This window comes from Campylobacter concisus (assembly GCF_902460415.1).
In the GTDB taxonomy this organism is placed as follows: domain Bacteria; phylum Campylobacterota; class Campylobacteria; order Campylobacterales; family Campylobacteraceae; genus Campylobacter_A; species Campylobacter_A concisus_Y.
On the sequence record NZ_CABPTY010000004.1, the window covers coordinates 32626 to 58554 of the forward strand.

Consider the following 25929-nt stretch of genomic DNA (forward strand, 5'->3'; position numbering starts at 1 on the left):
CTATTAATCCCATTAATATTAAAATAAGCCTGTTTTTGATAATAGGAGAAATTATGAAAGAATTTGGCTTTTATAACGATTTTGACGATACTTTAATGCTAAATGAACAGATAGAAATAAATAACGAAAAGGAAGAATATTTAGTTTCTAACTCGCCAAAGCTTAAAGCAAACATTATCGCACCTGAGATAAATTTTTATCTAAAAAATACAACTGCAAGCGTATTAGAAAAAGCTAAAAATACACTTTTGCTTTATGAAGCAAGAGCAACTGCATTTGACATGGCAAAGGATGTTGATTACGAAAAAGAAGTCGGCAAAAATGTCGTAATAGTAAGCAACTCAGGCCGTGAGGAGTTAGCAAATTTATTAAAAGAAAATGGCTATAAAGTCATTGAATTAACGCACTTTGAAGTAAAATTTATTTATGGCGCAGCTGGCGAGCTTAGTGTTTTGATACTTAGAGCAAATGACGAATTTGAGGTCGATTGTGACTTTTTCTTGGTTGAAAATGCAAGGGATTATATGCTAAAGCAAAGCGGCTGTTATGAAATAGCTGGGCTAGAAGATGAAGCTGTGCTTAAAATTTTAAATGAAAAAACTCCAAAATTTAAGTACAAAAGCCTAACTCAATATGACTCTTCGATCTGTCAATATCACGAACGACGAAATGAAATTTGTGGACGCTGTGTCGATGTTTGTCCAACTGTAGCCATTTTAAAAGAAGATGAGACAAAGCATCTTGTTTTCTCACAAATCGATTGTGTAAATTGTGGTAACTGCATTAGCGTCTGCCCTAGCGGATCTCTTGACTCTACACTTATGCCACAAAACTCATTTGCTACTATTGCCAAACTTTACAAAGGTAAAATTCCACTAATAATCTCTAATGAAACAAATTTAGATGAGCTAAATATAAGCCTACCTGAAAATGTCTTACCTTTTTTCATATCAGCACCACATATGTTAAATCAAGCGCATCTCCTTACATTGCTTCAAGAAAGTGGTGCGAGTGTGATTTTATTTAGCAAAACTCTTGGCAAAGGCGAAAAAGACGCCATTAGCATCTTAAATCAAATTTATGAGCTTAAATTTAAAGAGACGGCGATCTATCACGCTAAAGATAAAAATGAGCTTGAAGATGCGCTCAAAAAGGCAAAATTTATAGCTGACTCACAACACACGATAAACGAATATGCCTTGCCAAAAAGAGAAATTTTTGCAAAAAGACTCGAGTTTTTAGTAGGTAGCGAAGATCTTGGCGTGGTAAAAAGCGGCGAGATGATAAGATATGGCGATGTCAAGATAAATACTGATAGCTGTACACTTTGTCTAAGTTGCGTTGGCGCTTGTAACGTAAGTGCGCTAGTAGCTGATAAAAAGACAAATTCGATTTTATTTAATCCAAGCGTCTGTACAGCTTGCGGATACTGCGAACTAAGCTGTGCTGAAAAAGATACCATAAGCCTTGAGGTTGGAAAAATTTCTCTTAAGCCTGAGTTTTTTACATATAATGAGCTGGCACGAGATGAGCTTTTTGCCTGTGTTGAGTGCGGAAAAGAGTTTGCGACCAAAAAAGCGGTCGAAAAGATCGCAACTATAATGCAACCAAGATTTGGCAACGATAGGGTCAAGATAAAAGCGCTTTACTGCTGTGCTGACTGTAAGGCCAAACTAATGGTTCAAGCCCAAATAAACGCGATGAAAGAGGATTTATTGAATGGATAAAAACATCATAAAAGCAAGATCATATTTTTACGAATTTCTAGCATACCCTATGTTTTTTTACACAAATGATGAGAAATTTGCAAGATGGAAAGAGCAGTTAAGATACTTAAGTGCAAATCCTTTGAGTGAGGATAGTGATGCTGCATTTAAAAATTTAGATAAATTTAGCTTTGAAGAATTTTTAAAAGAACAAAATGACGTTCTTTTTGGCTTTACAAACATCCCCTTAAGTGCTTCATTTTATGAAGAGGGCAGAGATAACGGAGCAGCTAGGCTTAGGGTTATTGAATGTTTAAAACTAAGCCCATATAGACGTGATAGAGAGCTTTGCAAAGACAGCGAGGACTACGTTGGATTTATATTTTTAGCGATGGCTACATTTTTAAAAGATGAGTTTAATGATGCAAAAAATATTAGCAACAAGCTATTTTCTGAAACTTTAAATTTATTTGTAGATGAGTTTTCTCAGCTACTTTCAGCTCACAAAGAGGCAAATTTCTTTAAATCATATACTATTATTTTAAAAGATTTCATCGATCTTGAACGCTCTATACTAAACGTAGAAGCACCAGCTAAGCCAAAAGGCGATAGTGTCGCTATGGCAGCTCTTAAGAAAGAGCCATTTCAAAGCAAGATGCCAACAATCAAAACCAAACTTCATTGGGAAGAATTTTCTCCAGTCATCTCACACGAGTTTAAAGACTAGCTTAAATTTACTCTTAGCCCAGCTAGGAGTAAATTTAACATCCGCTTAAATCTCACAATTATTCTTGATATTTTTTAACTATCTTAGCCCCTTGGTAGTAAATTTCTTTAATTTTTTACAAAGGATTTACAATGGTAATGACACACTACATGGAGCTTTTATCGCTCAATCAACCTTATAATCTATCCTCTACATGGTGCTACCTATGGGACTTGCGGAGCTTTTAGTGGCGATGGAGTTTTTCACGATATATCACATGGATAGTGGTAAAAACGCTGGCTTTAAAGCTGTTAGCAAATTTGTTGGCATAGTGCTTGGGGTCTATTTTACAGCTCTTGTGATCTACTTTTTAGCAAAAATTTATCCAACTATAAAATGGCGCGGATATGCCGATGTTATCGCTATCTACTCTCATATCTCATCGGCGTCATCCCGCTTCTTGGCATCGCGCTTTTAGAGCTAAATTTGATCTATAAAAACGCAAGCGAAAGAGCAAAACTAAAGCTTCACTTTTGCCTGCTCATCTTCTTCTTGATCGTCGGACACGTCGCTATGATATTTGGCATGGTTGATCCTACCATAACAGGCTACAAGGCTAATGATGGCGAGATGGATATGCATATGAATATGCAAATGAACATACCAGCAGATATGCCGATGCATGATCACCACAAGATGATAATGCAAAATATGAGTGATGACAACTCAACTAATATGCATATGCATCACTAAATTTAAAAGTTTCTTGGAAGTTGCTAAGCAGCTTTAGATTTAATTCTTTTTTGCCGCTTTTAATAGTCTATTTTCTTTAAAAAATTTTCTGAGTGATTTTTGCTCTTTTGGGCCTATTTTGTAGCTTATAAATTTCAAATACCACTTGATATCTTGCTCGCTTATCTCGCGGCTTTTAGCATACTGGGCTAAGATATAGTTTGGGATCTTTACATTTTTTTGTAAAAATTTTGCGACCAGTCTTTTGTAAAATGAGCCGTTTTTTACGTAAGAAAATCTACCAAAAACAAATGGCAAATTTGTCTTTTCGTGCCAAATTTTACCAAGGTCGTAAAAGCACTCTTTGCCATCGCTTAAGTATGCCTTTAGCGCCCTGTCGCCTATGATCACCTCGCCATTTAGCTTAAGCACCTTGGCTAGGGCATTTGAGCTAGCTGAGGCAGGATCTGGCTTTGGGGCTGAGTTCTTACGCACAAGCACGCTTTTTACATCTTTTTTGGCGACTATTCCAAAATTTAGCTTCTTTAAATTTGCCTTTTTACTAGCTATGCTTGAGATAACCGCAGCGTCGATCTTTCTAGTGTTTAGCGCCCTATTTAGCTTACTTGGCACGCCCTTTTTAAACTCGATCGCCTTTTTTATCTGAGAGCTAAGTGGGGCTGATTTTAAAAATACGTGAAATGGGAGTAAATTTAGATAATCAATCTTTCCAAATATCATTTTTCATCTTTTACAAGCTCAAATTTAACTAGCTCATTTTCGTTGCAAACGTCACAAAATAGCTGGGTTAAGCTCTCTTTTGTGGCACTATCCAAAAAATTTTCATTTTTTAGCTTTATAAGAGTTGGCTCATTTATCTCACAAAGGCAGTCAAAGAGTGCGTCTAAATTTCTGCCGTAGTACTCTGGTAGGTCAAATTTCTTGGCAAAATACTCATGCATTTTTTCTTTTTCGAGCATCTTTTTGGCATCTAAGATCACGATTTTCATTGCATCCTCTTTTCATAAAGCAGGTAAAAATGCTCGTAGTGATCAGGCGTGTAGTAGATAAGCCCGTCGTTTGAGTATAAAATTCTCTCAGCGCCGCGCCTACCACCATTATAATTTACATCACATTCAAACCACTTTCTGCCATCAGCTTCAGGTAGCTTCTTTTCTCTGTTTAAAAATCTATCTCCGCCGATACTTTTGCCGCCGCTTATCTGCCATAAATTTCCGCTTTTTGCGTCCCAGCCAAGTTCAAGTGCCTCTTTTTTGGTTATGAAATTCTTTGGCAGCTTGTTAAATTTATAGATATAAAGAGCGACCTCATCTTTTGAAGTGTATGAGCCATTTTCTGCAAGGCTCTGGCTCTTTTGTCCCTCTTTGTTTAGTTGCTCAAGTAAAATTTGAGCGTTTTTATTTACTTCACTACCATTATTTGAAAAGAAAAAAGTGCCAACAATAATAGCAATGATAAAGGCGACTAAGGCTGGCAAAAGTCTTTTATTCAAATTTTACCCTTAAAGCGTGTTAAAAACTCTATCGCCAGCATCACCAAGACCAGGAACGATGTAGTTTTTCTCGTTTAGTTTCTCATCAATCGATGCCGTATAGACCTCGACGTCTGGGTAAATTTCGCTAAATCTCTTTAGCCCCTCAGGAGCAGCGATGATAGAGATAAATTTGATCTCCTTAACGCCCTTTTCACGCAAGAATTTGACCGCATCTATCGCCGTGCCGCCAGTCGCAAACATAGGATCGATGATGATCGCCATGCGCTCTTTTGCGTCTTTTGGAAGCTTTGCGTAGAAAAACTCAGCCTGAGCGGTCTCTTCGTTTCGCTGAAAACCCAAAAAGCCCACACTCGCATCTGGAATGATGGTAAAAACGCTATCAAGCATACCAAGAGCAGCCCTTAAAATAGGACATATCATCACCTTTGTAGTAAGCCTTTTTGCATCTGCTACCGCAACTGGAGTTTGGACTTTGACATCTTTTACCTTTAAATTTCTAGTCGCCTCAAAGATCATAAGGTAGCTGATCTCATCAACTAGCATGCGAAACTGAAAAGGTTGGGTGTTTTTATCACGTAGAATGGTTAATTTATGCTCAATCAATGGGTGCGAGATGAGCTTTACGTTTTGCATTTTTTGTCCTTAAATTTACTGTTTTTACAAGGTTTGTCTTTTACAAAATGCCAAGAGAAGAATTTAGCCCATATTTGGGCTAAATTTGATTAAAAACCTTTTGCAAGTTTGGCTCTATAGGCCTCAACATCAAAGTCTTTTACTCTTGCTACTCCGTCCTCAACCGCAGCTTTCGCAACTGCTGGAGCAACTGCTGTAAGTACACGTTTATCAAATGGTTTTGGAATGATATACTCTTTACCAAATTTTAGCTCACTAACACCACTTGCTTTTAAAACTTCAGCTGGCACTGGCTCTTTTGCAAGCTGTGCAAGTGCTCTAGCAGCTGCCATTTTCATATTTTCAGTGATCTTTTTAGCTCTAACGTCAAGCGCGCCTCTAAAGATGAATGGAAAACCTAACACGTTATTTACTTGGTTAGGATAGTCGCTTCTGCCTGTACCCATCATAACGTCACTTCTTACAGCCTCAACGTCCTCTGGATAAATTTCAGGCACTGGGTTTGCCAAAGCAAAGATAATAGGCTCTTTATTCATTGAAGCAACCATCTCTTTTGTAAGCACACCAGGCTTAGAAAGACCTAAAAACATATCAGCACCCCTCATCGCATCAGCCAAAGTTCTATCCTCAGTTTCAAGCGCAAACTCTATCTTTTCAGGCGTTAGGTCTGTTCTTTTTGAGTGAATGACGCCTTTGCTATCTATCATCACGATATGTTTTGCACCAAGCGCTTTATACATCTTAGCGCATGCAATGCCAGCCGCACCTGCGCCGCTAACTACGATTTTTATCTTAGATATATCTTTGCCAGAAATTTCCATTGCGTTTATCATGCCAGCACTTGTTATCATCGCTGTACCGTGCTGATCATCATGCATTACAGGGATATCGACTGCTTCTTGAAGTTTCCTTTCGATCTCAAAGCATTTTGGAGCACGGATATCTTCTAAATTTATACCGCCAAATGTTGGAGCAAGAGCCTTGCAAATCTCAACAATCTTATCTGGATCGTGCTCGTCTAGTTCGATGTCAAAGGCATCAACGTTTGCAAATTTTTTAAATAAGACTGACTTTCCTTCCATAACTGGCTTACCAGCGATGGCACCGATGTCGCCAAGCCCAAGGACAGCCGTGCCATCGGTGATAACGGCTACCAGATTTGCTTTATTTGTATATTTATAAGCTAGTTCATTGTCAGCTTCTATCTCTTTGCAAGGCTCTGCAACGCCAGGCGTATAGGCCATTGAAAGGTCTCTTGATGTCTCGCAGGGCGTCTTTACCTTTATCTCGATCTTACCACCTATGTGGTAGTTTAGTGCTTCTTCTTTAGTTACATGTGTCATTTTTCTTCCTTTAATAAATTTTGTATTCTATTTTTCGTCTCGCTACTGCCCACTACTTCAAGCACTTCAAAGATGCTTGGGCTCACGCTTGAGCCAGTTAGCGCTATCCTTAAGGCTTGAGCTAGGTCTTTTAGTTTTAAGCCATTTTGCTCTAAAAATTTATTTGTTAGCTCCTCATAGCCCTTTGCGTCAAGGTCACGATCTAAAATTTGAGCAAATTTAGCCAAAATTTCTTTGCTATTTTCATTTATAAATTTAGCCCATGCTTTCTCATCGTAGCTTTTTGGAGCGTTGATGATCGCGTTTGCACTATTTGCCATTTCGATTAGTGTCTTTGATCTCTCACGGAGCGAATTTAACAGCAACTCACCCTTTGCCAAGGCTTTAAAATTTACGCCAAACTCGAGCATATCATGAGCTAGTCTCTCATAAGGCAAAGTCTTGATGTAATGAGAATTTAGCCAGTCAAGCTTTTGAGCATTGTAGGTGCTTGAGCTTTTGTTGATATCGTTTGGATTAAAGTATTTAAGCATATCATCAATGCTAAAAATTTCATCATCGCCATGACTCCAGCCAAGACGAACAAGGAAATTTAAGAGCGCTTCAGGCAGATATCCCATCTTTTTATACTCCATGACATCGGTTGCGCCATGCCTCTTGCTAAGCTTTTTACCATCCTCGCCGTTTATCATCGCTACGTGATAAAATTTTGGTACCTTAAAGCCAAGTGCCTCGTAAAGAACGATCTGTTTTGGGGTATTTGAGAGATGATCATCGCCGCGGATGACGTCCGTTACACCCATTAGTGCGTCGTCTATCACGACCGTGAAGTTATAAGTCGGTGTGCCGTCGCTTCTTGCGATGATGAAGTCATCTAATATGTCTTCAACCTTAAATTTAACCTCGCCCTTTATGCCATCATGTATAACGATCTCACCGCTAAGTGGGGCTTTGATACGGATGACTGGCTCGATGCCAGCTGGAGGCGTGCCAGTAAAATCTCTATATCTATTATCATATTTTGGACGCTCTTTTCTTGCCTCTTGGCTAGCTCTAAGCTCTTCAAGCTCATCCTTGCTCATGTAGCATTTATAAGCTTTTCCTTCTTCAAGAAGCTTTTTTACATACTCCTTGTAAAGATCAAATCTTTTTGATTGATATGTCACTTCGCCGTCGTGATCTAGCTTGCACCAAGCAAACGCTTCTTTTATGGCTTGCGTGGCCTCTTCTGAGTTTCGTTTTAAATCAGTATCTTCGATGCGAAGTAAAAATTTTCCATTATTAGCTCTTGCGTATAAATAATTATAAAGAGCTGTCCTAAGTCCGCCTATATGTAGATATCCAGTAGGCGACGGAGCAAATCTAGTAACTATCATTTTGTGCCTTATTTTTATGTTATAATTGCCCAAAATTATATTTACTAAATACTTAAATAAAGGTTTTATTATGAAAAAATTGCTCTTTTTGGCTGCTGGCATGCTAAGTGCTTTAAATTTATATTCGGCTCAGATGGTAAATGGTATCGCAGCTATTGTGGAGAACGAACCAATCACGCTTTATGAAGTTTATAGCTTGAAAGAGCAGCTAAGAGCTAGCGAACAAGATGCCTTAAATTTACTCATAAGAGATAGACTCGAAGATGCTCAGATAAAAAATTTAAACATTAGCGTAACGCCATTTGAGCTAAACGACAGGATCGAATCGATCGCAAAGCAAAATGGTATGACAAATTCGCAGTTTAGAAGCTCTATCCAAGCTCAAGGCATGGACTTTTTGGACTTTAAAAACAACATAGAAAAAAAGATGCTTCAAGAAAAGCTTTATAAAAGTATCTTGGCTGAAGCTGGCAAAAATGTAAATGAGCAAAAAGCAAAGATGTATTTTGATGCTAATCCTGATAAATTTAAGGTCTTTAGCACCGCTAGAGTCGTAGTTTATAGAGCAAAAGATCCTGAGCTACTTGAGGCTCAAAAGACAAGTCCGAAGCTGCTAGACGGCGTGCAAACACAAGAGGTTAGTTTGGACTATCAAAGCATAGATCCAAGGCTTGCTGCGATCATCTCAAGCACAAATAACGGTGACTACACACAGCCTTTGCAAGGGCCTGACAGCTTTGATATGTTTTTAGTAAAAGAGAAGATCGGCTCATATACTCCAAGCTTTGCAGATGTTAAGGATAATGTTATAAACGAGCTTTATCAAGGTGAGCAAGAAAAACTTATGGCTGATTATTTTGACAAACTCCGCGCAAAAGCAAAGATTCAAATTTTAAGATAACTTCAAATTTAGCCATCCTTGGTGGCTAAATTTCTCCAAATTTCACATGACAAAAGATTACACCGCCAAAGAGAAGGCGGTGTAAATTTTAGTTAAAAAGTGTAGTGCATATTTAGCATAAACGATCTCTCGTCGCCCGGTCTTGAATCAGAACGCCAGTATTTTTTATTTAAGATATTATTTATTGCCAGTGTTATTTGAGCGTGTTCATTAAAGTTATATCCAGCACTTGCATCAAGCCTTACAAAGCCGGGCAAGTGTTGATCGGTTACGCTTGTTTTAGTTAATTCGTAACTATATCTTTTAGAGTATCCTGTTACGCCACTTTCGACATACCATTTGTCGTTTTTAGCATATCTTAAAAAAACATTTCCCTGCCAGTTAGTTGTATTTTTTAGACTAAGTTTTTCGTTTAATGGATTTGACTTATCACTTGCGATAATAGCTCTCATATATCCAAGAGAGCTACGCAAGTATAAATTCTCATAAATTTGACCCAAGATGTTTAGCTCGATACCGCGGCTGCGCTCCTTGCCGCGAACTGCCCATGTATATGGATCATTTTTAGAATCTGGTTGGTATCTTATATTATTATGCTCGATCTGAAATATCGCAAGATTTGAGCTAAATCTATTATCCGCCCATGTGCTTTTTAAGCCGATTTCGTATTGCTCGTTATTTTGTGGTTTTAGATCAAGCATCGTTGTATCGCCTGTACTTATACCTATATTTCCGCGACCACCATAAGGGGCAAAGCTCTTTGAGTATGAAGCGTATGCGGTATGCTCTGGCAAAAAATCCCACAATAGGCCAACTCTTGGACTAAAAGAATCCCCTTTATAGCTATTTGTTTTACCATTTATGTCTCTTGTCTTAAACTCATAAAAGTCAAACCTGCCACCAAGAAGTAGCCTATATTTATCATCTAGGCTTATTAGATCTTCTAAAAATACTCCATTATTTATAGCTTTGTGTTTGTTGTCTGTCGTAAGCGGCATGTAGCCCACGCTACCCCAACTTGATCTTGATGCGTATGGATTTATGGTTACATTTTTTGCTTTGTCATACCAAAGCCTTGGATGGCGAGTTTCTACGCTGTTGTCATATCCAAAAGTAAGATTATGCTTAAATCTTGTAAATTCAAGCTCTTTTGTAAGTGTTATAGCATTTGAGAGCGTGTCATTATCGGTTTGTTGTTTAGCATAGTTTTGCTTTAATCTATTTCCAGGCATGATGGTACCACTAAAATAATGATCAAAATTTTGACTAGCTTTTCTGTATCCAAAAACCCATTTTAAATTTATATCCTTTACTAGTTGCGCATTTAGCTCAGTACGGAAGAAATGAAGCTTATCTTCAACAAAGTCTCCATCGTGAGAAAATCCCTTTGTATAGTCGATACCAAGTTTGTCATAGACACTTTTTGTTGGCATTCTATCAGGTACGCGCCAAGCATTATCATATGTGTATTGCGCCTCAAAGCTCACCGTTCCACCATCATTTGTCACAATAATACTTGGACTTATCATAAAATTTTTATATTTTACGCCCTCTCTCCATGATTTTCCACGCTCCATATCAGTCGTTAGTCTTGCGGCTAATTGATTATTTACTACATGATTTATATCAACACCACCACCATATCTGCTCCAGCTACCAACCCTGCCTGAGAGCTTGTAAACAGGCATAAAATTTGCCTTTTTACTAACCAAATTTACAACCGCACCGCCGTCACTTCTTCCATACAAGATCGATGCTGGTCCTTTTAAAATTTCAACTCTCTCAACATTTGCTGTACTGCGTCTTATCTGGCCAGAGTCTCTAACACCATCTCTATATATATCACCGCCATCAACACTAAAGCCTCTTATCCTGATGTTCTCGCCTCTCATATCATAGCTTGCATCAATACCAGCATTTCCTTCTAGGATACTTGAAAGATCGTTTGTGCCATAGTTTCTATTCTTTTGTATATCGATATTTTCGATAGTTTGTGGCGTCTCTTTGTTGCTGAGTCCATTCCTATTGATATCCGCGCTATCATACGCGATATAACCTTTTAGGGTATTTTGCTCCGAGATACCTTCCACCTCGATAGTTGGTAAAACAACTGAATAATCACTGTTATTTGTATCTAAAGCCCACAGCGAGCTAAAGATTAGTGATGAAGCAAGTATACTAAACTTCATAGAATTCCTTTAGATAAAATTAAAATCGATATTCTATATCAAAATAGCTTAAAATATTTACTTTATATTGATGTTTATTAATTTTATCAATTCATTGTTAAAATTTTAGTTCGATTTAGAATTATCGTTTGCCATATCTTAAAACAAAATGCATTACTATTGCCGCTAAAAAATTTTAAGATTAAGGCTAGTATTTTAATGATCACACACCAACGCGAGCTTTTTAAACTTTTTGATGAAGTGATAGATATAAAAAGTGAGTAAATTTGACTGCAAAAGCAGCCAAATTTATATTATGCTTTTTTAGTAAAAACTCCGACATAAATAGCATAGATAAAGCCGATCGCTACGGCATATGGAGCGTAAGAAGTGATACCAGCTGGTGAGCTTGCAAGTATGAAGTTATGGCTTATCGCAGCGCCTGCTCCCATGCCTAAGACAAATACAGCTGAGCTTAAATTTCCAGCTCCCATTTGCACTAAATGTTTGCCTGGGCAGCCATAACTTAGGCTAAAGCAAAGACCAGCGAGTGTCATACTAAGAAAGTTCCAAAGAATGTCATTGTGGGCGATAGGTTGAGCCTCAAAGCCAAATTTGTATTGATTTAACACTAAATTTGTAATGCTAGCAAAAACAACAACCGATACGATACCGTAAAACATCGAAAAATCACGCTCAAAAACTTTGCTGATCGCACCAACCGAACAAAATTTGCTTCTTTGCATAAAAATACCAATAACAATGGCGCAAATAAGTGAGATAAAGATATTTGCATGCTGTGAGCCTGGACCTTTTTCTGAGCTAAATAATGCACCATTATCGCCAAGCTTTAAACCAAAAACAAGGGCTGCTAAAAGTAAAACAGCAATAATTAATGGTAAAAAGGCAACTGGTTTTGTAGTGGCATCATTTTCAGGTATAACATAACCATTTTTCTTGAAAAATCGTCCAACAAAAACGCCGGCAAATAGACCGACAAGGCCAGCAATAGCAGTCATATCTCCGCCACCAAGGCGCAAAAACGCTCTCCATGGGCAGCCCAAAAAGATAAGGCAACCAATCATAGCAAACACACCTAGGAAAAATCTAGAAAATGCTGCACTGCCAGATACTGGAGTGAAATTTCTACTCCAAAGCATGCTAGCTAAAAAGCCTCCAATGATAAGCCCTAAAATTTCAGGTCTTAGGTACTGCACTACTTTGGCTTGATGAAAGCCAAAAGCACCTACGCTATCTCTTAAAAAGCAAGCCGCGCAAACGCCCATATTTGCTGGGTTACCAAAATAAACAAGCACTGGGCCAAGAATGCCTAAGCTTGCACCTGCGATTATGTAAAGCACTGTTTTATTCATGAATATTCCTGTGTATAGGGTAAAATCAAACTGATTTCTTAAACGATATTTTAATAATCATTAAATAAAACAAAGATTAATTTTTTTAAGAGCAAAGTAGATAAAATATGCAAAAATTTCATAAAAGGGATAAAAATGAAAGATTTTATGAGTTACGCAGATAGCCTAAAAATTTTAAAAGATACAATAAATGCGTGGGAAAAGGTCGAAAAAGTAGCCATCACGGACGCACTTGATAGAAATATCGCCTACGACGTGACAGCCACTGAAAATTACCCAGCAAAGCCGGTTTCAGCGATGGATGGATACGCTTTTGCCTTTAAAGATGGCCTAAGCGAGCTTGAGCTCATCACAGACCTGCCCGCTGGAAGCGACAAAGGACTAGTCATAGAGGGTAGTAAATGTGTAAAAACTTTCACTGGCTCACTAATGAGCGAAGGCACTGATACTCTTGTGCCGGTAGAAAATGTCGAGGTTAACGGCTCAAAAATACTCATCAAAAAGAGTGTGCCAAAGGGCTTTGCTGTGCGCGAAGTGGGGGAAAGTTACAAAAAAGGTGAAATTTTAATAAAAAAAGGCGCTCGTCTAAGCTACGCTGAGATAGCACTTCTTGCTGAGCTTGGTGTCTTTCACGTAAGCGTTTTCATACGCCCAAGAGTGGCGATACTAGCGACTGGTAGTGAGATAAAAGACCTTGGCGAGCCACTAGAAAATCCAGCACAAATTCACAGCTCAAATCACGTAGGCATCGCTATGCAGATACGCAAAATGGGTGCGGAGCCGATCCTTTGCGAGATCGTAAGAGATAAGGCCGAGCTTGTCGAAAAAGCGATCATAAACGCACTAAAATCAGCTGATATATTAGTGACGACTGGTGGCATAAGCATGGGTGATTACGACTTTGTAAAAGGCGCTTTAAATGAAAATTTTAGTCTTATCATCGAAGGTGCTGCCATAAAACCGGGCCGTCACATCAGAGTGGCAAAGTCAGGCGATAAATATATCTTTGCACTGCCAGGATTTCCGTACTCGGCAATGGTTATGTGTGTGCTTTACGTAAGGGTCTTAATAAATGCGTGGTTTGGTCAAGAAGAGCCAAAGATAACGGCTATAATGGACGAAGACTATAAAAAGCGTTCACCATTTTTAGAATTTACGGCTGTAAATTTAGAAAATCGTGAAGGAAAAAATTTTGTAAATCTAAATGGCAAAAAGCTTGGCAGTTCAGCAATCGTAAATAACTTAACAAACAAAGCCGCACTTTTAATGATCCCAATGGATAAAGAATTTCTCAAAAAAGGAGAGATAGTAGAAGTATTGATGATGCCTTGTTAAAATTTTAAGGATAAAAGTTGAACGCATTAGAAATTCAAACAATTATAGTTTTTCTTATAATGGCATCACTTGCCTTTGGAATAGATCTTTTTGCTCATAAACATGATGAGAAAATTTCACTAAAACAAGCTGGCATTTGGTCTATCTTTTGGATAGGAGTTTCAGTACTTTTTGGCATATATTTATATTTTGAGCGAGGCAGTGAAATAGCAAGTCTTTATTTTGCAGGATATGCGCTAGAAAAGTCGCTCTCAGTAGATAATCTTTTTGTGATGATGGCGATTTTTTCATGGTTTAAGATACCTGAAATTTACCGCCACAGAGTGCTTTATTTTGGCGTTATAGGAGCTATGATATTTAGACTCATCTTTGTAGCCGTAGGTACGATGCTTTTTGCCATCTCGCCTTGGATGGAGCTAATATTTGCAGCAATAGTCGCATATAGTGCCGTAATGATGATAAAAAAAGATAAGTATGATGAAGATATAAAAGATTATTCAAACCACGTAGCTTATAGGGCAGTTTATCGCTTCTTTCCGGTTTTACCACAGCTTTTTGGACATAGTTTTTTTGTTAAATTTAGCGAAATTTCTAAGCAAATTTCAGATAGTCAAAAAACTACTCTTAACGATCAAATTTTAAGGCTAAAAGCCACTTGGATAGCAACACCATTATTCTTGTGTCTTTGTGTGATTGAGCTAAGCGATGTGATATTTGCTTTTGATAGCGTTCCAGCTGTCATTGCTGTAAGCAAAGATCCTATCATTGTTTATTCAGCGATGATATTTGCGATACTTGGGCTAAGAACGCTTTATTTTGTGCTTGAAGCACTCAAAAATTTTTTAAAGTATTTAGAAATTTCTGTGATCGTGCTTTTATTTTTTATCGCAGCAAAGCTAGCTGTAAATGCGACTGCTCATATCTTTCATATCGGTTTTGAAATTTCTGCACAAATTAGCCTTTTTATCATTCTAACCATCCTTGGAGTTGGGGTCGTAGCAAGTTTGGTTAAAAAATAGCTACCACAAAAGTATACAAGCTAAAGTTAGGCAAGCTTAAAATTAAAAATTTATAAGCATAGCACTTTATGTTTGATGTCTAAATTCTTTAAATTTTACTTGCTTGTGCAAAAATTTATTACTGTATATTTATGCTACCGGCTGGAGTTGGCATATCGCCTTTTTCATCAGCAAATGGTGGCCCTTTTTGAAGCAAAGTGGTGATCTCAGATGCTACTTTTGGATCCATTTTTGCCATGATAGTTGATATCTTTTTGGCATCAAGAGCATAAAGTATGGTGGCTGCGTTTGATCTAGGCATTTTAGAGAGCACCTCAGCTGCCGCGCCATCTTTCATCTTAGAATATGACTCATTGACTTTATCACTAGTCATTGTGCGAAGCTCTTTTAAAATTTTCTCATTTTTGGCGACCACTTCATCGATCTCTTTGCGTTTTTGCTCGATCACTTTCATTGTCGCATTTAGATCAGCTTCTTTTTTGGTAAGCTTTTTATTATTTTCTTCATAGGCTGCTACCGAGCTTGCGCGAAATACTTCTAAAGCTTGGCGCTGTTCATCTATGATCTCAAGTTCCTTTGAAATTTCTTCTTTTCTAGCTTCAAAAATTTGCGTACAGTCAACTGGTACTTCAAAACAAAATGCAAAATTTAAAATAGTTAAGAGTAATAAAACCGCTCTCATCACAACTCGCTCTTAGTTGTAAATTTCATCACTGCAAACTCATCAAGCGCAAGTGCTTCGGCTTTTTGTATGCGTTTTATCTCTTTTTTAAACTCTTCTTTTTCTAGATATTTCATCTTTTCGTACTCTAAATTTGCATTTTTATATTTATGTTCGTAATGCGAAACCTCTTTTTTAGCTATTTCAAGGCTCTCTTTGCAGGCATTTAGCTCTTGCCTTGCTATCTTTATAAACTCTAAATTTTCCTTTAGCTCGCCTATATTGCCACTTTTTGGTAAGCAAAACTCCTCAAGCCTTGCTCTTAAATGTACTAAATTTTCTTCAAAATTTCTTACATTAAGCCTAGCAACGGCGAGCTTTGCCTCTACCTTATCCATCTCTTGTTTTTTTACGCGGACGATAGAGGTAAATTTGCTTTTCATCTAATGATCGTATCGCTTCTTTCAGGGCTTGTTGAAATGTAGCCGATCTTTACGCCAGTTAGCTCTTCTATTCTCTCGATATAAGCTCTTGCATTTGCTGGTAAGTCTTCATATTTGCTTATGCCTTTTACGCTATCCCAGCCTGCAAGTTCTTCATAGATAGGAGTTGCATTTTCAAGATCTGTTGGCATATAATCGATAGTTTCACCATTATATTGATAAGCTTTGCAAATTTTTACCACTTCAAATCCATCAAGTACATCAAGCTTCATAAGCGCATAAGTATCGATACCGTCAAGCCTTGAAGCATATTTTACACTCACAGCATCAAACCAGCCACAACGTCTGCGGCGGCCTGTTGTTGTGCCAAATTCCTTACCGATATCACACATCTTATCGCCACTCGTACCTTTATCTTCTGTTGGGAAAGGACCAAAGCCAACACGAGTCGTATAGGCCTTTATGACGCCTATTACTTCACCGATTTCTTTTGGATTTAGTCCAAGACCTGTGCAAGCACCTGCACTTATGGTATTTGAGCTAGTTACGTATGGATATGTGCCATGGTCGATATCTAAAAGCGTGCCCTGAGCGCCTTCAAGTAGGACTTTTTTATCTTCATCTAGCGCTTTCCAAACTAAATTTGTAGTATTTGCGATAAATGGAGCTAAAACCTCTTTATATCTTTTTAGCTCTTCAAGCAATTCATTCTCATTAGGAATTTTGACACCAAGTGCGTCAAATACGCATTTGTTTGTCTCAAAATCATGCATCAAAGCATCGCACAAACGCTCTGGCTCAAGTAGCTCGCCTACTCTGTGACCACTTCTACTTATTTTATCAGCATAAGTTGGTCCGATGCCTTTGCCAGTCGTACCGATTGCTTTTTCGCCTTTTAGTCTCTCTTTTGCTTGATCGATTTGGCTATGGTAGCTTAGATTTAAATGTGCTTTATCACTAATATAAAGCCTCCCCTCTAAATTTTCAAACTGAGCCATTTCAGTGATTAACACTTCTGGGCAAACAACAACGCCATTGCCAATGATGTTTATGATATTTTTATGCAAAATTCCGCTTGGAACAAGGTGAAGCGCGTATCTAACGCCATCAACCCAGATCGTATGGCCGGCATTGTGACCACCTTGTGAGCGACAGATCATGTCATAGTTTAGTCCTAGCATATCAACTATCTTGCCTTTACCCTCATCACCCCATTGAACTCCAACTACTAAATCAGCCTTTCTCATTCTTACTTCCTTAAATTAATTTTTTCTTCTATCAATGCATCTGTATAAACAGCAAAACCACTATTTATTTTTCCGTCTATTTCGTAGCTACCGCCACTTGCTATTATGCTGTTATTTCTTAAAAATCTAAAAAATAAACTATCGTAATATCTCATTTTCGAGTAATATAGCGGAACTATTCTTAAATTTTTATATTCTAAAGCGCTGGCTAAATTTCTCAAATTTTCAAGCGGTTCTTTTAGTTTACTTGGAGAAATTTTAATCACTTCATCCAGTTCATCAACTGACTTTAAAAGAGCAAGAGCGCTTAGCCATGGAACATTTTGAGATAAAATTTTCTCCATTTGCCCATTTTCAAAAATTTCAATAGGCACGCTTAAAATTTCACAAATCACTCTTGGAATTTGTATATTGCTCACTTGCAAAAATGTATCCATTTTTAGCTCATCAATAAGCTTTGCTACGATATTTATGCTTTTTAAAACATCATTTTCACCGATTAGTTCGGCTCCGATTTGATAAATTTCTTGGCTTGGATAGCGAAAGACCGGCTGGATATAAAACCATCTTTTTGATTCGTTTGCTTTTAGCCTTCTAAGCACGATCCTTACAGTATCTACCGTGCTATCAGCTCTTAGGCTTATTTCGTGATTTAGACTATCGCTAAAACGCAAAAGATTTGTCGCATCTACACTTAAATGCTGGTGATATGAGAAAAATGGCGTTACGATCTCACTAAAGCCTTCATTTTCTAAAATTTCACTAGCTTTTTGCTCGATCTGCCTCTTTAGCTTTGCGCTACTGGCAAAGTACAGCTTGCTTCCATTTGGGATTTCGTGCTCATAAACATTTAAAGCATTTTCATTCATTATTTATTCGCTCCACTCAAATTTAGATCATTATCGCATAATAAAATTGCCTCATTAGCTAAATTTATTACGTTCTCTTTGTCTATTTTTACAAGGATCGTATCTAAAATTTCAGCTAATTTTTCATTTATTGTTCTGATATCATCTACTTGATTTGCTATTTCGCTTTTTAATTTTTCACTTATTTTTTCATCGCATTTAAGTAAATTTATCAAACGAGTCATAAGCTCTTTTACGCCTACTATTTTGCAAAGCATATTGTAGTTCTCATCATCTTGAAAATTTCTTACATTTAGTGGAGATGATAGAGTGAATTTAAATTTTAGTACGTCATCCAGGCTAAGCTCTGGTGCAAAAAGCCGTCCTTGAAATCTACTAAAGCCAAATCCGACAAAAATTTCAAGCATGCTTTTATCTTCTAAATTTTTTATCATGACATCAAAATCAAATGTATCTGATACATACTTTATCATACGTATGGTCTTTAGCGCTTCTACTGAATCAAAAATTTGTTTGCAAAATCTTTTATCTATATTAAATCTATTTGTTTTTAACATACCTAAAGCTTCTACCGAGCCTGAATAAGACGCAAAATCATCAAGCGAAAAGCTAACGCCTAGCTCCTTATAAGCATCAATATATCTAACAACATCATCTAAATTTACGCCACTTGCGGAGTCAACGATGTCTATGATTAGCCCATTAGCGTCTAGTTGCTCATCTTTTAAAAGCTTTTTAAATTTCTCAAAAAACTCAGAAGTCATTAGCTTTTTAATGCATAAATTTACTCTAACTTTTGCATTTATCCCCTCTTTTAGCCATACAGCCCTAGCTTTTAAAGCATATTTTAGTGTAAATAGTGCAATAGCAACAACTGCTTTTGAGCCTTTTGCAAGTGGTAAGAAATCTGATGGCCTTAATATCTTATCGCCATTTTTCCATCTAATAAATGCCTCAAAGCTGCTAACTTCCCCACTTTTTATATCAATCTCAGGCTGATATAGCAAGAACATCTCGCCAGCATCGATAGCTTCAATGATCTTTGAGTCATCTCTATATTCATTTTTAAAGTACGTATCTTTTTTCGAATTAAATACATAATATTTATTTTTTCCATTAAGCTTTGCTTGATACATAGCCCAATCAGCTCTTTCAATTAGATCATCAACACTAAGTGCATCGCTACTTAAGCTAATACCAATACTTACGCTAAGTTTTTTCTCGTCATCATCAATAGAAATTTTACTCTGACCCACTCTTAAGATATTTTCAGCAGTTTCGTAAATTTCTCCCAAATTTTCATAAGGCATAGCACCTATAAACTCGTCCCCGCCTATTCTCGCAAATATTCCTTGTTTTGGGAAAATTTCATCTATTTTTTTTGAAATTTCTATTAGGATTTTATCACCTACTTGATGTCCATATCCGTCATTTATTGATTTAAAATTATCAAAATCAACATAAAAAGCTGCTATTTTTAAGCTTTTTTTTGCTTGTTTTAGCAGATTTTCTAGCTTATTGAAAAGTAAAAATCTATTTGGTAACCCAGTCAGCGTATCGTGATACGCGATAAATTCGAGATATTCTTTATTGTAGCAGTCATCATTTGCGCTTGAAGCTAACAATATATATCCCTCTTGATCGCCAAATGCGTTTAAAAGCTTACTTATACTTATAACTTCGAGTCTATTTTTGCTTCGAACATCATGAATAAGACCTTGCCAAAAGCCAGTTATTTTAAGTGAATTTAAAATTTCATCTTTAATATCTTTTAGTCCGTTTTTAAAATTAATTATATCTTTTGAGTAAATTTTCTCTATAAAATTTTTATCTCTAGAAATATCAAGCGTATCGAAAAAAGCGTCATTAGCATCTATAATCCTAAACTCATCATCAAGCATAATAATTTGCTCTTTTGCGTATGAGAAAATTTTTGCTAAAAGGTCTTGATAAGAAAAAAAACTATTTTGCACACTAAGATCTTGCATTGTGCCTTTTATGACGCTTGCTTCACCATCATAAAAAGCTATTGATTTTGCTCTAATCCTTACATAAATAATCTCTTTATCAGCCCTATAAAAACGCACTTCGCCATCATATACTTCACCTTTTTTTATAAGGTCAAAAAAGTCCTTAAAGCTTACAAATTCATCTACAAATATAGTTTTTGCACGTTCAAAATTTATACTCATATCCCCATTTAATGCATATCCGAGCGACTTGGCAATAGCATTTGGGATATAAAGGGTGTCGCTTTTTTTATCCCATGAAAAGACAAGCGCTTGGCTTGCCCAAAGTATGCTTTGAAAATATTTTAATTCAGCATCATATTTTTCTTGCAACTTTGCTATATCGCTTAGGTCATTAAAAAAGTAGATGATTTTTTGCTCTTTGTCAGCACCATTATCTATAAATTTTACTTTTATTTTAAATGGTGTTTTGTTATTTTCGTTTGTTTGCATATTAGCTACGAGATTGATTTCGCTATTTTTGCTACCTTTTTCAAAGAATTTTTTAGATTCATTAGAAATATTTACAGCAAACTCATCTAAACTTTCAGGGCTTATTAGATCTTTTAAATTTATAAGCTTCTTATCTTGCGGGACTTTAAAGACACTATCGATATTTTGCGTACTTCTTACGATAGAAAATGGATCGCTGCTTAATGCTTCTGCTATTACATTTGGCGATAAAAAAGAATAATCATTTATTGCTTCGTTATCCTTTTTCGTAAATTTTTCATCGTCAAGCTCGTGTATAAGCATAAAATTTAGCCTAGAATCCCTTAGCTCGATCTGCGACTCTTGTAAAAATCCCTCCTTAGTGCCGCCATCTTTTGTTCTTAGCTTGATTTTAAAACTCATATCGCTATTTTGAGCGTCTTGTTTCATTTGCATAAACAATGCAAAATCGCCATCTATTAAATTATTTAAATTTAGCTCTATAATCTCATCTTTTGTGTAGCCAATGGAAGACAAAAATGCATTACTAGCATCAATAATATCGCCACTATAAGCATCATAAACTACTATTTTCAAAAAGCTTTGCTCAAAAATATAGCCAAATCTACTTTTGTATTCTTCTAGTCCATTAGTTGCTTTTCTGGTTTCTATCTTTAGTTTGTTTATTCCATTTTTTATATCTTCAAATTCTGTTATATTAAGGCTTCGTCTTATCTCATATTCATTGCCATCTAAAGTATCTCTTACCTCTTTTAAAGCTGGCATTATTCTATTTTTTATAAATTTCACATCTCTAACCCATAAAATCAAAGAAGATATAAAACAAAAGATCGATAGCCAAAATAACACAAACTGCATAAAGATATGAAAATGCTTCGTTGAAGCGGTAATAACAAAAATTTTATACTCTGGCATATAGCTTATGAGATAAAAGCTCATATGGCTTAAAGAAAATATTATTTTATCCTCTTTAAACTCATCGCCAAGACTCACATAAGGCAAAAACATCGACTCATCGAATTTTTTATAAAACTCATCTCTTGATAAATTTCCATATTTATCTACCAGATAAGCATAAGTTTTGCTTTTCTCATCGTAATCTACATTAGTGTAGTTTTGCAAAAATTTTATATCAATTTGAACTAAAATGCTGCCTACATTTTTTAGTCCATAAGATGCATAAATATCTCTAAAACGATTGTTTTTATAAACTCGATCTGATACTGTAAATTTTCCAGCATCTGTCTCATTTAAACTAAGCTGAGATAGATCCTTTTCGGCTATGTCATCAGCACCTAAAAATCTCTTTGAATAGAGTAAATTTCTATTTTTATCAAAAACATAAAAAGCTATATAAAGATCGTTTTTTGTTGAATTTTTATCAAATAGCATATCGCTAAGACCTACTTCAACCATTTTTGATTTTAAAAATAGATCGTTTTTTATTATAAAAAAGCTATTTGAGATTGATGATTTTATATTTGAATTAGTTGAGCTAAGATCATACTTTATATCGTTCGTGCCGGCACAAACTACAAATAATGCTAAAAATATAAATGAGAGCAAAAGTAAAATAGCCTTTGTATAAAACATTTTTACTATTTGAAGGCTGGTTTTTTGTTTCTCAAGCACGATAGACACCTCGTTAGTTTAGGTTTTGGCTCTGATTTTATCCCATTTTTACTTGATTTGGGTTTATAAAGATAAGTATTTATTTAGAATTTATTGATTTATTTAAAATTGAGCCAAAAACTTATTTAAAATTTGGCTCAAATATTAATAAACCCAAGTAACGATATCAGAAATTTCTCTGCGAAGTTTTTTTGGTTGTGGATTTAGGCGGTAGCCAAATGGCACCATAATAGCAACTCTTTGAAAGCTCTCATCAAGCCCTAAAAGTTTATTTAAAGCATGTCTGTCAAAGCCTTCTATCGGGCAACTATCAATGCCCAAACTCGCGGATGCATTCATCATATTTGTGGCGATTATCATGCATTGCTCATGTGACCACTGAAATGTTAACTCATCATCATTTTTAAAATTTGCTAGCAAAAAGTCATGATAAAATTTTTGCCTTGCAGCAATGGCTTCAGGATCTTTGTTGGTATTTCTAGCGATTATTTTATTAACGTAGGTGCTTCCAAATTTTACCTCTTCGATCTTAGCTAAAACGACAACTAAATGCGAGCAAGATGTGATTTGCGCTTGATTCCATGAAAGAGCTTTTATTTTTTCTCTAAGCTCTTTATTTTGAACAACTAAGATATCCCACTGCTCAAGGCCAGTTGAGCTAGGGCTTAACCTACCAGCTTCTAGTATAAAATCAAACTCTCCAGCACCGATTTTTTTGCTTTCGTCAAAAACCTTGCAAGCATGACGAAATTTTAAAATTTCAAGATAATTCATCATCTCTCCTTTATAGTTTTTGAAATTATAGAATGGTTAAGTAAATTAAAAGATTTCGCTAACGCAATGGATAGCATGCTATTTTTAAAAAATTTATCTTAAAAATATACCAAACTCGCTCTTTGACACCGCAGAGCCAACGATAGCTGAGTGCTCATAACCTACTTCTTTTAAGCGCTTTACTGCAAGCATCGCATCCTTTTCGCCAACTGCGAGCAAAAGCCCACCTGAAGTTTGTGCGTCAAATAGCAAAATATCAGCTTCTTTGTCTATAAAATGCTTTGCAAATTCGCGGTTTTTATAGCTTCCCTCTGGGATGATGCCCATATCTGCAAATTCCTTTGCGCTTGCAATGATTGGCACGTTTTTTTCATAAATTTCAAAACTGATCTTTTCATTTAACATTTCGCTTAAATGTCCCAAAAAGCCAAATCCGGTCACATCAGTAGCGCCGTAGACTTTGATGCCATCAAGTGCTTTTAATGCATAAAAATTTAGCTGTGCCATGATAGTTGCAGCCTCTTTTATTTGCTCCATGCTTAATAAATCAGCCTTTATTGCTGTACTTAAAATACCGCTTCCAAGGGGCTTTGTAAGTATCAAAACATTGCCATTTATGGCTGTATTATTTGCCCAAAATTTATCAGGATGCACCCTTCCAGTGACGCTAAGCCCATAATACATCTGCTGTGTCTCGATCGTATGCCCGCCAACGATTATACCACCACACTCTTTTACTTTATCGGCTCCACCTTGTAAAATTTCGCCTAAAATTTCAGGTGCCAAGTTGCAGCTATCAAAGCCTACGATATTTAGAGCATTTATCACCTCGCCACCCATTGCAAAGACGTCGCTTAGGCTATTTGCAGCAGCGATTTGACCGTAAATAAATGGATCATTTACCACAGGCGTTATAAAATCAAGCGTTTGAACAAGTGCAAGATCACTTGAAATTTTAAAGACACTCGCGTCTTCGTTAGAATTTGTGCTTGAGAGCAGATTTGGATGAGATAAATTTAAACTACTAATCGTTTTGTTTAGACCCGACGGGTCAAGCTTAGCAGCTCAACCAGCGGCTCTAACGAACTGCGTAAGCTTTTTGTCGTGATAGATCATAATTTGATTTGCTCGTGAGTTGAGAGTATGTCGATGATCTCATAAGCATTTGAAATTTCGCCAATCGCAAGATCACTTACTAGCTTATAAGCCTCCAGGCAGCTTCCGCAGCTTAAAATTTTAACACCAGCAGCTTCAAGATCTTTAAGCGGCTTAAAGCTTGGGTGTGAGCGGTTTGTAGTCATCTTTACAGCGTTATTTACACAGATTATTATCTTTGGTTTTTTCTCGACTTGAAGAAATGCTCCTAGGAATTTTGATAGTAAATTTATTCCTACTTCGCCACTTCCCGCGCGCTCTTCATTCAGATAGAGTACTTTATTATTTTTTGGTGTTATGTCGCAGACAAACTCATCAAAATTTGTAAGCTCAAGCGCATTTTTGCCTTTTGTAGCTAAAATTTTAGTCTCATTGCCATTGCTTTCGAGGCTAAAGTTTATATTTTGATTTTTTAAAAATCTTGAAATATTTTCTTTTGGGGCTAGTGCATTTACCAAAATTTCTAAGCTTTCGCCTTCACTTAAACTATCAAGTGCATTTTTTGTCATTATGACTGGTTTTGGACACTCTAAATTTCTACAATCAATTGTTGTCATGATTTTTCCTTTTGCAATTAGTATTTCAAACCTTGAAACTAGTTTGGATTATAGCCAAAAAAATATTAATTATTTTAAAAATTTTAATGTATAAATTTGAGAAAAAAGAGAGCTTTGACCTCGCCTACTAGCAAGATCAAAGTAAAGTTAATTATTTTAAATTTGTATAAGACTTTTCATAATCAGATACTGGAATTTTATTTTCTCTAACGAGCTCTTGATACCAGTAGTGATGAAGAACATAAACTTCTTCTTCCTCTTTATATCCAGTAATCATCGACCAAATAGCACCATGAATAGCAATAGCTGCCATATAAATATGAACTAAGAAAAATACTGCACATGCAATGCCAAGACAATTATGAATAATTACGCTGTATCTTAAAAGATCAATTTGTGTAAGACCAAACCAAGAAGCAACCGCTGGCTCTTTGAAGTCCGTAAAATACATAATCGCGCCAGTAATTATCATAACGATACCACCAGGGATAGCGATCCAGTACCATGCTTTTTGACCAGCATTAAATTTACCAGCTGGAACAGGTCTCTTTTTCTTTGATAAATAGCCACCAACTATCATCATCCATCTGATATCATAAATTGCCGGAAGCATTCTCTTTGTCCAGGTAAATAACATAGGAAGCACAGAAACAGCAAATATCACAGTTGCCGTATCGTGCAAGTATCTACAGAAACGCACAAATGTTCCACCGCCAAGCTCTGCACCCCACATAATGATGATACCAGTTGGCACTAAAATGATCCATGAGATCGCTGCCAAACCATGAGCTATACGTATGATCAATGAAAAAGCAAATACCTTTTTACCATCATGGCTAAAATGTTTTGGCCCAATGATTAAAAAGTGTAATGCAAATGCTCCAATAACAGCCAAAATGATAGAAAGTGCTGCTATTGCAAAATAATCATTACCTTGGATAAAAGTAAATATCGGCCCCAAACCTTGTTCGTATGGCTTGATATTTTCTATCCTTTCAGCCGCCCAAATGGCACTATTATATTGATTGACGCCAGTTGGTCCTTGAGTTGCCATTGCTGTTACAAATAATGTAAAAAGCAGAGTAAGAATTCTCGTCATTGTAGTCCTTTATGAGTTTGAGCTTAAACAATTTAAGTATTGGTTAAATACGTTAAATCGCATAGCTACGCTATTTTGGTCGCTATTATATCAGAGCTAATCACAAGCAAACCTTAGCAAAAAAGATTACTAAAAATTTTATAAAAAACATTTAAGTTTTGTTAATTTTTAGCATTTTTGATCTGAAAATTTAGCTAAAATAAAGCCAAAATTTAGCCGAAA

Annotated in this window: 24 protein-coding genes; 7 read left to right on the plus strand and 17 right to left on the minus strand. The window is 36.3% G+C overall.

All coding sequences use genetic code 11. From position 1 onward, the window contains the following. Positions 1–53: 53 nt before the first annotated feature. The 4 genes from FZ940_RS08115 (at position 54) to FZ940_RS09685 (ending at position 3165) form a co-directional block, all read left to right on the plus strand. Positions 54–1727 (plus strand): 4Fe-4S binding protein, encoded by a 1674-nt coding sequence (locus FZ940_RS08115; protein WP_148822191.1) that lies wholly within the window; start codon positions 54–56, stop codon positions 1725–1727. Continuing rightward, the gene (locus FZ940_RS08120; RefSeq protein WP_148822192.1) at positions 1720–2433 is read left to right on the plus strand and encodes a TorD/DmsD family molecular chaperone; all 714 of its coding nucleotides are present in this window, start codon (positions 1720–1722) and stop codon (positions 2431–2433) included. Before FZ940_RS08115 ends, FZ940_RS08120 begins: the two co-directional genes overlap by 8 nt. A gap of 205 nt (positions 2434–2638) precedes the next feature. Beyond that, entirely contained in the window at positions 2639–2890 is a 252-nt protein-coding gene (locus FZ940_RS09680) for a DUF6803 family protein (RefSeq protein WP_262367624.1), read from the plus strand. After that, the gene (locus FZ940_RS09685; protein WP_262367625.1) at positions 2809–3165 is read left to right on the plus strand and encodes a DUF6803 family protein; all 357 of its coding nucleotides are present in this window, start codon (positions 2809–2811) and stop codon (positions 3163–3165) included. Before FZ940_RS09680 ends, FZ940_RS09685 begins: the two co-directional genes overlap by 82 nt. 39 nt (positions 3166–3204) lie before the next feature. Here the strand turns inward: FZ940_RS09685 and FZ940_RS08130 are convergent, their stop codons facing one another. The 6 genes from FZ940_RS08130 to gltX all read right to left on the minus strand — a co-directional run bounded on the left by FZ940_RS08130 (position 3205) and on the right by gltX (position 8012). Then, positions 3205–3885, minus strand: coding sequence for an MqnA/MqnD/SBP family protein (locus FZ940_RS08130; RefSeq protein WP_148822193.1), 681 nt, complete (start codon positions 3883–3885; stop codon positions 3205–3207). Beyond that, positions 3882–4154 carry a barstar family protein gene (locus tag FZ940_RS08135; RefSeq protein ID WP_148822194.1) on the minus strand — a complete coding sequence of 91 codons (273 nt, stop codon included), beginning with the start codon at positions 4152–4154 and terminating at the stop codon, positions 3882–3884. Before FZ940_RS08135 ends, FZ940_RS08130 begins: the two co-directional genes overlap by 4 nt. Beyond that, positions 4151–4657, minus strand: a complete 507-nt coding sequence (locus FZ940_RS08140) for a ribonuclease domain-containing protein (RefSeq protein ID WP_148822195.1) — start codon at positions 4655–4657, stop codon at positions 4151–4153. Before FZ940_RS08140 ends, FZ940_RS08135 begins: the two co-directional genes overlap by 4 nt. Positions 4658–4666: 9 nt before the next feature. Beyond that, positions 4667–5293 carry a uracil phosphoribosyltransferase gene (gene upp / locus FZ940_RS08145; RefSeq protein ID WP_004317747.1) on the minus strand — a complete coding sequence of 209 codons (627 nt, stop codon included), beginning with the start codon at positions 5291–5293 and terminating at the stop codon, positions 4667–4669. Positions 5294–5382: 89 nt separating this feature from the next. After that, positions 5383–6636: a malic enzyme-like NAD(P)-binding protein gene (locus tag FZ940_RS08150; RefSeq protein WP_148822196.1), complete on the minus strand. Its 1254-nt coding sequence runs from the start codon at positions 6634–6636 to the stop codon at positions 5383–5385. Beyond that, the gene (gene gltX, locus FZ940_RS08155; protein WP_107811683.1) at positions 6633–8012 is read right to left on the minus strand and encodes a glutamate--tRNA ligase; all 1380 of its coding nucleotides are present in this window, start codon (positions 8010–8012) and stop codon (positions 6633–6635) included. Before gltX ends, FZ940_RS08150 begins: the two co-directional genes overlap by 4 nt. 70 nt (positions 8013–8082) lie before the next feature. Here gltX and FZ940_RS08160 point away from each other — a divergent pair, with 70 nt between their 5' ends. Beyond that, the gene (locus FZ940_RS08160; protein ID WP_148822197.1) at positions 8083–8913 is read left to right on the plus strand and encodes a peptidylprolyl isomerase; all 831 of its coding nucleotides are present in this window, start codon (positions 8083–8085) and stop codon (positions 8911–8913) included. Between the two features lie 92 nt (positions 8914–9005). Here the strand turns inward: FZ940_RS08160 and FZ940_RS08165 are convergent, their stop codons facing one another. Further along, complete coding sequence (locus tag FZ940_RS08165) at positions 9006–11102, minus strand: TonB-dependent receptor (protein WP_148822198.1); 2097 nt, start codon at positions 11100–11102, stop codon at positions 9006–9008. A gap of 293 nt (positions 11103–11395) precedes the next feature. Next, positions 11396–12454 carry a YedE family putative selenium transporter gene (gene yedE / locus FZ940_RS08170; RefSeq protein ID WP_148822199.1) on the minus strand — a complete coding sequence of 353 codons (1059 nt, stop codon included), beginning with the start codon at positions 12452–12454 and terminating at the stop codon, positions 11396–11398. A 135-nt stretch (positions 12455–12589) separates the two neighbouring features. On the opposite strand from yedE, the gene FZ940_RS08175 reads away from it, so the two are divergent. Both FZ940_RS08175 and FZ940_RS08180 read left to right on the plus strand, forming a co-directional pair. After that, positions 12590–13789, plus strand: a complete 1200-nt coding sequence (locus FZ940_RS08175) for a molybdopterin molybdotransferase MoeA (protein WP_148822200.1) — start codon at positions 12590–12592, stop codon at positions 13787–13789. Between the two features lie 17 nt (positions 13790–13806). Continuing rightward, positions 13807–14808, plus strand: coding sequence for a TerC/Alx family metal homeostasis membrane protein (locus FZ940_RS08180; RefSeq protein ID WP_148822201.1), 1002 nt, complete (start codon positions 13807–13809; stop codon positions 14806–14808). Positions 14809–14926: 118 nt separating this feature from the next. On the opposite strand, the gene FZ940_RS08185 is transcribed toward FZ940_RS08180, so the two are convergent. From FZ940_RS08185 to FZ940_RS08225, 9 genes are all read right to left on the minus strand, one after another. Continuing rightward, positions 14927–15490 carry a MotE family protein gene (locus FZ940_RS08185; RefSeq protein ID WP_148822202.1) on the minus strand — a complete coding sequence of 188 codons (564 nt, stop codon included), beginning with the start codon at positions 15488–15490 and terminating at the stop codon, positions 14927–14929. After that, positions 15490–15912: a flagellar export protein FliJ gene (locus FZ940_RS08190; protein ID WP_021090542.1), complete on the minus strand. Its 423-nt coding sequence runs from the start codon at positions 15910–15912 to the stop codon at positions 15490–15492. Before FZ940_RS08190 ends, FZ940_RS08185 begins: the two co-directional genes overlap by 1 nt. Continuing rightward, positions 15909–17159 carry an adenylosuccinate synthase gene (locus tag FZ940_RS08195; RefSeq protein WP_148822203.1) on the minus strand — a complete coding sequence of 417 codons (1251 nt, stop codon included), beginning with the start codon at positions 17157–17159 and terminating at the stop codon, positions 15909–15911. Before FZ940_RS08195 ends, FZ940_RS08190 begins: the two co-directional genes overlap by 4 nt. Positions 17160–17161: 2 nt before the next feature. Continuing rightward, positions 17162–18028 (minus strand): ATP phosphoribosyltransferase regulatory subunit, encoded by an 867-nt coding sequence (locus FZ940_RS08200; RefSeq protein WP_087576583.1) that lies wholly within the window; start codon positions 18026–18028, stop codon positions 17162–17164. Further along, positions 18028–22122 (minus strand): diguanylate cyclase domain-containing protein, encoded by a 4095-nt coding sequence (locus tag FZ940_RS08205; protein ID WP_148822204.1) that lies wholly within the window; start codon positions 22120–22122, stop codon positions 18028–18030. Before FZ940_RS08205 ends, FZ940_RS08200 begins: the two co-directional genes overlap by 1 nt. Before the next feature lie 144 nt (positions 22123–22266). Continuing rightward, the gene (locus tag FZ940_RS08210; protein WP_148822256.1) at positions 22267–22896 is read right to left on the minus strand and encodes an NAD(P)H-dependent oxidoreductase; all 630 of its coding nucleotides are present in this window, start codon (positions 22894–22896) and stop codon (positions 22267–22269) included. A 93-nt stretch (positions 22897–22989) separates the two neighbouring features. After that, complete coding sequence (selD, locus tag FZ940_RS08215) at positions 22990–24012, minus strand: selenide, water dikinase SelD (RefSeq protein WP_410368987.1); 1023 nt, start codon at positions 24010–24012, stop codon at positions 22990–22992. Then, positions 24009–24608, minus strand: a complete 600-nt coding sequence (gene yedF / locus FZ940_RS08220; protein ID WP_084041655.1) for a sulfurtransferase-like selenium metabolism protein YedF — start codon at positions 24606–24608, stop codon at positions 24009–24011. Before yedF ends, selD begins: the two co-directional genes overlap by 4 nt. Before the next feature lie 151 nt (positions 24609–24759). Next, positions 24760–25707, minus strand: a complete 948-nt coding sequence (locus FZ940_RS08225; protein ID WP_021090567.1) for a formate dehydrogenase subunit gamma — start codon at positions 25705–25707, stop codon at positions 24760–24762. Positions 25708–25929 lie beyond the last annotated feature (222 nt).

What these genes read in the sequence shown, in the direction of transcription:
- FZ940_RS08115 (WP_148822191.1), top strand. Translation starts at nt 54, where the DNA reads ATGAAAGAATTTGGCTTTTATAACGATTTTGACGATACTTTAATGCTA.
- FZ940_RS08120 (WP_148822192.1), top strand. Translation starts at nt 1,720, where the DNA reads ATGGATAAAAACATCATAAAAGCAAGATCATATTTTTACGAATTTCTA.
- FZ940_RS09680 (WP_262367624.1), top strand. Translation starts at nt 2,639, where the DNA reads ATGGGACTTGCGGAGCTTTTAGTGGCGATGGAGTTTTTCACGATATAT.
- FZ940_RS09685 (WP_262367625.1), top strand. Translation starts at nt 2,809, where the DNA reads ATGGCGCGGATATGCCGATGTTATCGCTATCTACTCTCATATCTCATC.
- FZ940_RS08130 (WP_148822193.1), bottom strand. Translation starts at nt 3,885, where the DNA reads ATGATATTTGGAAAGATTGATTATCTAAATTTACTCCCATTTCACGTA.
- FZ940_RS08135 (WP_148822194.1), bottom strand. Translation starts at nt 4,154, where the DNA reads ATGAAAATCGTGATCTTAGATGCCAAAAAGATGCTCGAAAAAGAAAAA.
- upp (WP_004317747.1), bottom strand. Translation starts at nt 5,293, where the DNA reads ATGCAAAACGTAAAGCTCATCTCGCACCCATTGATTGAGCATAAATTA.
- FZ940_RS08150 (WP_148822196.1), bottom strand. Translation starts at nt 6,636, where the DNA reads ATGACACATGTAACTAAAGAAGAAGCACTAAACTACCACATAGGTGGT.
- gltX (WP_107811683.1), bottom strand. Translation starts at nt 8,012, where the DNA reads ATGATAGTTACTAGATTTGCTCCGTCGCCTACTGGATATCTACATATA.
- FZ940_RS08160 (WP_148822197.1), top strand. Translation starts at nt 8,083, where the DNA reads ATGAAAAAATTGCTCTTTTTGGCTGCTGGCATGCTAAGTGCTTTAAAT.
- FZ940_RS08165 (WP_148822198.1), bottom strand. Translation starts at nt 11,102, where the DNA reads ATGAAGTTTAGTATACTTGCTTCATCACTAATCTTTAGCTCGCTGTGG.
- yedE (WP_148822199.1), bottom strand. Translation starts at nt 12,454, where the DNA reads ATGAATAAAACAGTGCTTTACATAATCGCAGGTGCAAGCTTAGGCATT.
- FZ940_RS08175 (WP_148822200.1), top strand. Translation starts at nt 12,590, where the DNA reads ATGAAAGATTTTATGAGTTACGCAGATAGCCTAAAAATTTTAAAAGAT.
- FZ940_RS08185 (WP_148822202.1), bottom strand. Translation starts at nt 15,490, where the DNA reads ATGAGAGCGGTTTTATTACTCTTAACTATTTTAAATTTTGCATTTTGT.
- FZ940_RS08190 (WP_021090542.1), bottom strand. Translation starts at nt 15,912, where the DNA reads ATGAAAAGCAAATTTACCTCTATCGTCCGCGTAAAAAAACAAGAGATG.
- FZ940_RS08195 (WP_148822203.1), bottom strand. Translation starts at nt 17,159, where the DNA reads ATGAGAAAGGCTGATTTAGTAGTTGGAGTTCAATGGGGTGATGAGGGT.
- FZ940_RS08200 (WP_087576583.1), bottom strand. Translation starts at nt 18,028, where the DNA reads ATGAATGAAAATGCTTTAAATGTTTATGAGCACGAAATCCCAAATGGA.
- FZ940_RS08210 (WP_148822256.1), bottom strand. Translation starts at nt 22,896, where the DNA reads ATGAATTATCTTGAAATTTTAAAATTTCGTCATGCTTGCAAGGTTTTT.
- yedF (WP_084041655.1), bottom strand. Translation starts at nt 24,608, where the DNA reads ATGACAACAATTGATTGTAGAAATTTAGAGTGTCCAAAACCAGTCATA.
- FZ940_RS08225 (WP_021090567.1), bottom strand. Translation starts at nt 25,707, where the DNA reads ATGACGAGAATTCTTACTCTGCTTTTTACATTATTTGTAACAGCAATG.